Source organism: Parabacteroides sp. AM08-6 (assembly GCF_003473295.1).
Classification (GTDB): Bacteria; Bacteroidota; Bacteroidia; order Bacteroidales; family Tannerellaceae; genus Parabacteroides.
Genome location: NZ_QRMP01000065.1, coordinates 1,706 through 2,436 on the forward strand (window position 1 = coordinate 1,706; position 731 = coordinate 2,436).

Annotated in this window: 2 protein-coding genes; both read left to right on the plus strand. The window is 39.3% G+C overall.

The genetic code is table 11. From position 1 onward, the window contains the following. Positions 1-286, plus strand: a 286-nt coding sequence (locus DW103_RS18090; RefSeq protein WP_233545733.1) for a hypothetical protein, incomplete at its 5' end; no start/stop codon positions are given. A 28-nt stretch (positions 287-314) separates the two neighbouring features. After that, entirely contained in the window at positions 315-563 is a 249-nt protein-coding gene (locus DW103_RS17775) for a hypothetical protein (RefSeq protein WP_122278604.1), read from the plus strand. Positions 564-731 lie beyond the last annotated feature (168 nt).

The following is a 731-nucleotide window of genomic DNA, read 5'->3' on the forward strand; positions in this document are numbered from 1 at the left end:
CATACAGAGTATGAGCAAAACAATTAAAAACATCCTAATTCGGGACCTGACGGAAGAGGATAACAAGACAATCCGGTTAATTATGAACGATACAGGGTGTTATCAGGCATCAAAAGCGCTTATGCGGTGTGCTTACTCCTACCTCCGCATGTCGGCCATCACGAAACATCAGGCTGCACGTATCAGGGACCTTGAACTGGAGAACCATCGCCTGCGTAGCCTATCAACACAAATCGTCGAATCCTTCAGGAAACTCGACGTAGTGTTATCAAAAAACGATAATTAAATTTTCAATAACAATAATTGATAACAAAATGAACAGACTAAAAGCCGAAGAGGCACGCAAGATTGCAAACGACAATTCAGCCCTTATTCAGGAAAAGTTAGACGAAATCTATCGCCTGATTGAACAAGCAGCCAAAGAAGGGTATTTCCAAGTGAACTATGTGTCCGAAATTTCGGATGCAAGCCTGATAAATCCTATTAAGGATCAACTATCTGAAATGGGATATAATGTTTCAAGTTTCAGCTTGAAAGACATTAATTTAGCGATTAAATGGTAGTATATCTGGCGCTACATACTGCGTAAATCGGTTAACGGTTACGCCCTTGTAGCACAGATATATTCAAATAAAAATACAGAAATGAAATATCAAGTTCCTTCCTTGTCGAAACGAAAATCCAATATGCTTTATAGGCTTAGGAAAAAGGGTGTAAGATGCAATACACGT

Bases quoted from the DNA above. Each gene is read 5' to 3' on its own strand.
- DW103_RS17775 (WP_122278604.1), top strand. From the start codon at position 315: ATGAACAGACTAAAAGCCGAAGAGGCACGCAAGATTGCAAACGACAAT.